This window comes from Acinetobacter sp. SH024, from assembly GCF_000163635.1.
In the GTDB taxonomy this organism is placed as follows: domain Bacteria; phylum Pseudomonadota; class Gammaproteobacteria; order Pseudomonadales; family Moraxellaceae; genus Acinetobacter; species Acinetobacter pittii.
Map to the genome: position 1 here is coordinate 82,887 of NZ_GG753602.1, position 6,356 is coordinate 89,242.

Here is a 6,356-nt window from a genome sequence, read left to right on the forward strand (position 1 = left end):
TAACACGTCACCATAAGAGTTAGGAATTATCGCAAGTTATGGCTTTATTGAATCATCAACGTCCACTTTGGGCATTACTTGCAGCAGCCCCATTGATTGCGACAGTGAGCAGCAGCGTCTATGCCCAAACATGGAAGATCAATTTACGTGATGCTGACTTAACTGCTTTTATTAATGAAGTGGCAGACATTACGGGTAAAAACTTTGCAGTAGATCCACGAGTGCGTGGTAACGTCACAGTAATATCGAATAAACCCCTCAATAAAAATGAAGTTTACGACCTATTCCTTGGGGTCTTAAATGTGAATGGAGTGGTGGCAATTCCTTCGGGTAACACCATTAAGCTAGTTCCAGATAGCAATGTTAAAAATTCGGGAATCCCTTACGATTCTAGAAACAGACTACGTGGTGATCAGATTGTTACTCGGGTTATTTGGCTTGAAAATACCAATCCTAATGATCTAATTCCAGCACTTCGTCCTTTAATGCCACAATTTGCGCATATGGCTGCAATTGCGGGGACTAATGCACTGATTGTTTCGGACCGTGCAGCAAATATTTACCAACTTGAAAATATTATTCGTAATTTAGATGGTACTGGTCAGAATGATATTGAGGCAATAAGCCTTCAGTCGAGCCAAGCTGAAGAAATTATTACTCAACTGGAGGCAATGAGTGCTACGGGAGCATCGAAAGATTTTAACGGTGCCCGTATCCGTATTATTGCAGACAACCGAACCAATCGTATTTTAGTTAAGGGTGATCCTGAAACGCGTAAGCGCATTCGCCACATGATTGAAATGCTGGATGTGCCTTCGGCCGACCGTTTAGGTGGTTTAAAAGTTTTTCGATTGAAATATGCAAGTGCAAAAAATTTATCTGAGATTTTGCAAGGCCTCGTAACAGGACAAGCTGTTTCTTCGTCAAATAGTAATAACAATTCTTCTAATTCATCGAATCCGATCAATAATTTGATGGGTAATAACCAGAATTCTAGTTCAAATACCTCTGGTTCAAATGGTAGCTCAATTTCTACGCCATCTATTAATCTAAATGGTAATTCGAACAATAATAATCAGAACAGTATCTCTAGCTTTAGCCAAAATGGTGTGAGTATTATTGCGGATAATGCCCAAAACTCGTTAGTGGTTAAGGCAGATCCTCAATTAATGCGCGAAATTGAATCTGCTATTCAGCAGCTTGATGTGCGTCGTCAGCAAGTTCTGATTGAAGCTGCAATTATCGAAGTGTCAGGAGATGATGCAGATCAACTTGGTATTCAATGGGCACTGGGTGATTTATCTAGTGGGATTGGTTTACTTAGCTTTAGTAATGTAGGGGCTAGTTTATCTTCTATTGCTGCTGGTTATTTATCGGGTGGTTCGGCTGGGGCTGCATCAGCTATCGCTGGTGGCGCTAATAAAGGTAATGGGGCAACCTTGGCTCTGGGTAATTTTGAGAATTCTCGTAAGGCTTATGGTGCATTAATTCAAGCACTTAAAACTAATACCAAATCAAATTTGCTTTCGACACCATCCATTGTGACGATGGATAATGAAGAGGCGTATATTGTTGTTGGTCAGAACGTTCCTTTTGTAACAGGATCGGTCACTACAAACAGTACAGGTATTAACCCATACACCACGGTTGAACGTAAAGATGTCGGTGTGACATTAAAAGTCGTTCCACATATCGGTGAAGGCGGTACAGTTCGTCTGGAAGTAGAACAAGAAGTCTCTGCTGTTCAAGACAGTCGTGGACAAGCGGCTGACTTGGTGACAAGTAAACGTGCCATTAAAACTGCTGTTTTGGCTGAGCATGGACAGACAGTAGTGCTTGGTGGTTTGGTGTCGGATGACACGTCACTTTCAAGACAAGGTATACCTGGGTTAAGTAGCATTCCCTATGTTGGTCGATTGTTCCGCTCAGATAATAGAAGTAATGTAAAACGTAACCTTCTTGTTTTTATCCACCCAACAATTGTGGGTGATGCAAATGATGTGCGCCGTTTGTCTCAGCAGCGCTATAGCCAGCTTTATAGCTTGCAATTGGCTATGGATAAAAACGGCAATTTTGCAAAATTACCTGAGCAGGTTGATGATGTCTACAATCAAAAGATGACACCACCTAGTATTGCCTCTCAGCCAAAAAACTATCAACAAGTTCCTTCAGGTGGAAAAACCTCGACGGTAACTACACCTGTAGCCGTAGAGCCAGCAGTGCAAAAGCAAACCTTACATTTACCTGATCCTGAAGTTAATCGTACTAAAAATACAGTAACAACAACGACACTGCGCCCAAGCACAGCACAGTAGTAGCATGTTATGATTGACAAAAAATGAATAGGACATACGCATGACTTGGAAACTACAAGCAATTACTGGTGAAATTACTGGCCAAGAAATTAATGTTGATCGTGATATGTTGGTAGGGCGTCATCAAGATGCTGATGTGTTGTTACAAGCTGCTGAAATTTCACGTCGCCATGCTGCATTGCTTCTAAAAGATCAAGCGCTATGGGTGCAAGACCTTAATTCATCGAATGGCACATTTGTAAACGATATTCGTATTGAGCAAGAAAAACAGTTGCATGATGGTGATATTGTTCAGTTTGCTAGTTTTAAATTTTCTGTATTGGCTCCTGCACAGAAAATCATGGACTTGCCTGAAATTGAAGCTGAACCAGTAAATACGACATCATCTCCAGATTTAAGCGATCAAGGAATGCCGAGTCTTGCTGAGCGTGCTACAGAAGTAGAGGTTCGCCGTGACGGTATGCCTCAGAATATTTCTATTCCAAAACCTGCACCTATTCCAGAGGGTGTAGATATTAATGCGCAACAGCAAACACCTATCGCTTTTGATGAACCAGTTTCTCGTGTTGCAGAAGAAAAAGAGCAACAAAAGAATGCCTCAGTTGGTTTAATCACTATTATTATTTTAGTAATTTTAGCTGTATTGGCATGGTTATTCTTTAAATAATCCGTTGCTGCTTTTACAATCAAGGCATGCTAAACGCATGCCTTTTTAATTTTGAGTAGAAAAAAGATGTCTGTTGCACAACTAAGTAAGCGCGATTTAATTTTATTTGATCTAGATGGGACGTTGGTTGATTCTGCTGCTGATTTGTATCGGTCTATGAATTTAAGTTTAGAGGCGCTAAGTTGGCCATTGGTAACAGAAGTTCAAATACGAGAATGGGTGGGTAAAGGAGCTTCAAAACTCTGTGAAAGTGTTCTGCTTCATATTTTTGGAAAATTAGATCCTGAACAGCACAAAGTCTTATTACAAAAATTTATTGATATATATAGTGTAGAACTCTGTGTAAATACTCAAATTTATCCTGGTGTAACCGAGTTTTTAAAACATTGTAAAACTTTGAATATACAAATGGCATGCGTTACCAATAAGCCTGTACAACTTGCCCAAGGTTTACTTGATGCTTTACAGCTCTCTCCATATTTTCAAGTCGTACTTGGTGGGGATAGCTTACCAGAGAGAAAGCCTCATCCATTGCCATTATTGCATTGCATGCAAAGCCTAAAAATATCTGCTTCACAATCATTAATGATTGGCGATTCAAGTAATGATATTGAGGCTGCGCGTCGTGCTGGAATTGATTGTATTGTGGTTAGCTATGGCTATAATCATGGAGAAAATATCTATGATTGCCAACCTCAGCAAGTTGTTGATAGTCTTGCTGAGTTAATTATCTAATGAATGAAATGGAGATCAGAATGAATAAGCGTATGGTTTTTCGATGGCGTGTCTAAACCGAATCTAGAAAAACACACTTTTAAATCGAAACCATATTAGAGAAAATTCATGACAACATTAGCGCAATTCGAGCAACTTAAGGCTGCTGGTTACAACACGATTCCAGTTTATCGCCAACGCCTAGCAGACACAGAAACTCCTTTATCTGTTTTTGCTCGTTTTAAAGACCACACGCAAGCTTATTTATTTGAGTCAGTCGAAGGTGGCGAAAATTGGGCGCGCTATTCTATGATTGGTTTAGGTGAGTCGACGGTTTTCTCATGTAATGCAGGTGTTCTGTCTATACAACATGCTGATGGCTCAATTACACAACAAGATTGCCAAGACCCATTTCAGTATATTCGTGAATTTCAGAAGCAATTTAAAGTGCCATCTGCTGAGCTCTTGCCAAACTTACCGAGTTTTACGGGCGGATTAGTAGGTTATTTAGGCTATGATGCAGTCCGTTATATCGAGCCACGTTTAAAGAATGTTCCTACAGCTGACCCAATTACATTGCCGGATTTATGGTTAATGCTATCAAAGACAGTCATAGTTTTTGATAACCTTAAAGATACTTTATTTTTAATTGTTCATGCGGATACAGAGCAGAGTAATGCTTATGAAGACGCTCAGCAAAAATTAGATAAATTGGAACAGTTGTTAGCTACTCCAGTTAGTTTGCAAGCTAAGCCGCATACACCTCCACATTTTGAATCAATTACTGGTAAAACGAAATTCTTAGAGACAGTCGAAAAAGTTAAAGAATATATACGTGCTGGTGATGTGATGCAGGTTGTTCCAGGGCAGCGTATGGTTTCTGATTTCGATGGGGAGGCTTTACAGGTTTATCGTGCTTTACGTCATTTAAACCCATCGCCTTATTTATTCTTGGTACAAGGACAAACGATTACTGATAAAAAGCCATTCCATATTGTAGGGTCGTCGCCAGAAATTCTTTCTCGTTTGGAAAATGGCATTGCGACAGTGCGTCCTCTTGCAGGTACCAGACCGCGTGGTAAAACTAAAGAAGAAGATATTGCTTTAGAAAAAGACTTACTTTCTGATGAAAAAGAAATCGCAGAGCATTTAATGTTGATTGATCTTGGTCGAAATGATGTTGGGCGAGTTTCCAAAATTGGGAAGGTCCAAGTGACTGATCAAATGGTGATTGAACGCTATTCGCATGTCATGCACATTGTTTCAAATGTACAAGGCGAAGTTCGCGATGATATTGATGCGCTAGATGTATTTAAGGCGACTTTCCCTGCAGGTACTTTATCGGGTGCACCAAAAATTCGTGCAATGGAAATTATTGATGAAGTTGAGCCTGTGAAAAGAGGTGTGTTTGGTGGGGCAGTGGGATATTTAGGATGGCACGGCGAAATGGATATGTCGATTGCAATCCGTACTTGTGTTATTCGAGATAAAAAGGTCTATGTACAGGCTGGAGCAGGTCTGGTTGCGGACTCAAATCCTGAATCTGAATGGAATGAAACGCAAATAAAAGCTCGCGCAGTGATCAAAGCGGTTGAATTATCATCAAACGGATTGATTTTATGAGTTTTTAGCGGTTTTTTTTAAAAAACCGCTTGCATCGTTTGGAAGTTTTGCTAAACTGCACACCGTTCCGATACGAAACGTACGAAACACTAAGAAGAGCCGGCATAGCTCAGTTGGTAGAGCAACTGACTTGTAATCAGTAGGTCCACAGTTCGAATCCGTGTGCCGGCACCATCTTAAAGGTGTGTAGTTGTGAAGTAAAGAACAACACTGAAATAAGTGTGATATGGTGAGATTCCCGAGCGGTCAAAGGGGGCGGACTGTAACTCCGCTACGAAAGTTTCGAAGGTTCGAATCCTTCTCTCACCACCATTAACTTCGATTGAAGTGGTATATATACCAACACAGTGCGGGAGTAGCTCAGTTGGTAGAGCGGCAGCCTTCCAAGCTGCATGTCGCGAGTTCGATCCTCGTCTCCCGCTCCATCGAAGGATAATCGCTCTTATAGCTCAGTGGTAGAGCACTCCCTTGGTAAGGGAGAGGTCTCGAGTTCAAATCTCGATAAGAGCTCCAGATACAGTTTAGTAGATTTTCTACAAAGATTTAAAAAGCAGGCTTATTAGTCTGCTTTTCAAGTATTGGGTGTTTGATTTTTTAGGCGATATGTCGATGCTGAGTTTTTGCTCAGAATTGTGTTCGACGTAAACGAGGACTATAAACATGGCTAAGGCTAAGTTTGAACGTAATAAGCCACACGTAAACGTGGGCACAATCGGTCACGTTGACCATGGTAAAACAACTTTAACTGCTGCGATTGCAACAATTTGTGCAAAAACTTACGGCGGTGAAGCGAAAGATTACTCACAAATCGACTCAGCACCTGAAGAAAAAGCACGTGGTATTACAATTAATACTTCACACGTAGAATACGATTCTCCAATTCGTCACTACGCGCACGTTGACTGCCCGGGCCACGCCGATTACGTTAAAAACATGATTACTGGTGCTGCTCAGATGGACGGCGCGATCCTTGTGTGTGCTGCGACTGACGGTCCAATGCCACAAACTCGTGAACACATCCTTCTTTCTCGTCAGGG

At 41.0% G+C, this 6,356-nt stretch carries 5 protein-coding genes and 4 tRNA genes; all 9 read left to right on the forward strand.

The window, feature by feature from the left end:
• The first annotated feature begins 38 nt into the window (after positions 1-38).
• Positions 39-2,315: a type II secretion system secretin GspD gene (gspD, locus tag HMPREF0013_RS16970; RefSeq protein WP_002121232.1), complete on the forward strand. Its 2,277-nt coding sequence runs from the start codon at positions 39-41 to the stop codon at positions 2,313-2,315.
• 40 nt (positions 2,316-2,355) lie between these two features.
• The gene (locus tag HMPREF0013_RS16975; protein WP_005804102.1) at positions 2,356-2,982 is read left to right on the forward strand and encodes an FHA domain-containing protein; all 627 of its coding nucleotides are present in this window, start codon (positions 2,356-2,358) and stop codon (positions 2,980-2,982) included.
• Positions 2,983-3,048: 66 nt separating this feature from the next.
• Complete coding sequence (locus tag HMPREF0013_RS16980) at positions 3,049-3,717, forward strand: phosphoglycolate phosphatase (protein WP_005079407.1); 669 nt, start codon at positions 3,049-3,051, stop codon at positions 3,715-3,717.
• 108 nt (positions 3,718-3,825) lie between these two features.
• Positions 3,826-5,319 carry an anthranilate synthase component I gene (trpE, locus tag HMPREF0013_RS16985; protein WP_005804103.1) on the forward strand — a complete coding sequence of 498 codons (1,494 nt, stop codon included), beginning with the start codon at positions 3,826-3,828 and terminating at the stop codon, positions 5,317-5,319.
• A 98-nt stretch (positions 5,320-5,417) separates the two neighbouring features.
• Positions 5,418-5,493: transfer RNA gene (locus tag HMPREF0013_RS16990), tRNA-Thr, on the forward strand.
• A 54-nt stretch (positions 5,494-5,547) separates the two neighbouring features.
• A tRNA-Tyr gene (locus tag HMPREF0013_RS16995) sits at positions 5,548-5,631 on the forward strand.
• Between the two features lie 37 nt (positions 5,632-5,668).
• A tRNA-Gly gene (locus HMPREF0013_RS17000) sits at positions 5,669-5,744 on the forward strand.
• Between the two features lie 13 nt (positions 5,745-5,757).
• A tRNA-Thr gene (locus tag HMPREF0013_RS17005) sits at positions 5,758-5,832 on the forward strand.
• A gap of 147 nt (positions 5,833-5,979) precedes the next feature.
• Positions 5,980-6,356: GTP-binding protein (locus HMPREF0013_RS17010; RefSeq protein ID WP_005804105.1), on the forward strand; the 377-nt coding region annotated here is incomplete at its 3' end.

What these genes read in the sequence shown, in the direction of transcription:
- gspD (WP_002121232.1), top strand. Translation starts at nt 39, where the DNA reads ATGGCTTTATTGAATCATCAACGTCCACTTTGGGCATTACTTGCAGCA.
- HMPREF0013_RS16975 (WP_005804102.1), top strand. Translation starts at nt 2,356, where the DNA reads ATGACTTGGAAACTACAAGCAATTACTGGTGAAATTACTGGCCAAGAA.
- HMPREF0013_RS16980 (WP_005079407.1), top strand. Translation starts at nt 3,049, where the DNA reads ATGTCTGTTGCACAACTAAGTAAGCGCGATTTAATTTTATTTGATCTA.
- trpE (WP_005804103.1), top strand. Translation starts at nt 3,826, where the DNA reads ATGACAACATTAGCGCAATTCGAGCAACTTAAGGCTGCTGGTTACAAC.